We start from the raw sequence: 1,121 nt of genomic DNA, 5'->3' as shown, positions 1-1,121 counted from the left end.
GCAGAAAGGGGCGCCTTTCGGCGCCCCTTCCCGTGTGGACCTTGCGCGGAAGCGCAGGATCAGCGGAGGACGATTTCCACGCGCCGGTTCTGCGGCTCGCGGACGTTGTCCGGGGTCGGCACCAGCAGCTGGGTCTGGCCGAAGCCGCGGGCGACGATCTCGTTGCGCGGCACGCCCAGGCGGACCAGCTCGGCGGCGACCGCGTTGGCGCGGCGGACCGACAGGCCCTGGTTGTACTGGGCCGAACCGGAGGTGTCGGTGTGGCCGTTGACTTCGATGCGGGTCACCGCCTGGCGGGTGCGGGCCTGGGCGGCCTCACCGATGATCTGGCGCGCGCGCTGCGTCAGGTCGGCGCGGTTCCAGTCGAAGAACACCAGGAAGGTGCGTGCCGGCGCCGGCGCCGCGGCGACCGGGGCCGCCGGGGCCGCGGTGCGGCCGAAGTTGTAGCGCACGCCGAACAGCAGCGAGTGGTTCAGGTTGTCGACGTCGAACTCGACCGTCTGCCGGTCGCGGTAGGTCACGCCGCCCACCGTGGCATTGCCGTTCACGCGGCCGTCGATGGTCGCGCCGGTGGTGCCGAAGAAGCGGTATTCGGCGGTCAGCGCCAGGCCCGGCACGGACTCGATCGGGAAGCCGATGCCGACGATGCCCTGGTAGGCGAAGGCGCCCTCGGTGCCGCCGAGCGTCGCCGAGGCGGTGTCGCCGTTGGCCGCGCGCACACGGAAGCCGACATCGTCGATGTCCTGCCACGCGTAACCGATACCGGCGCCGACATACGGCATCACCGGGCCGAGGCGGAAGTCGTACAGGGCGTTGAACATCAGCCCGTAGGTCGTCGAGGAGCCGCTGGTGCCCGGCAGGCGGCCGACGCCGTTGACCTTGATGTTGTCGACGTCGTTGCTGCGGTAGCTGCCCTCGAGTTCAAGGCGCAGGCCGTTGCCGAAGCCGTAGCCGACGCTCAGCACACCGACCCAGCCCCACTCGAACCCGACGTCGACGCCGTCGCTGTCCGTGCCCATGAGGTAGTTGCCGCCGAGGCCGGCACCCACGTACACGCCCTGGACCCGCGGGTCCCAGCTCTGCGCCTGCGCGGCCATCGGCAGCGACAGCAGCGTCGCGGC

At 71.3% G+C, this 1,121-nt stretch carries 1 protein-coding gene; it reads right to left on the bottom strand.

Translation table 11 applies throughout. From position 1 onward, the window contains the following. Positions 1 to 59: 59 nt before the first annotated feature. The coding region (locus tag GXW74_RS27745; protein ID WP_246524283.1) for an OmpA family protein at positions 60 to 1,121 on the bottom strand (1,062 nt) is incomplete at its 5' end.

The organism is Neoroseomonas eburnea (genome assembly GCF_018129005.1).
In the GTDB taxonomy this organism is placed as follows: domain Bacteria; phylum Pseudomonadota; class Alphaproteobacteria; order Acetobacterales; family Acetobacteraceae; genus Neoroseomonas; species Neoroseomonas eburnea.
This window is presented reverse-complemented; position numbering and strand designations above follow the sequence as displayed.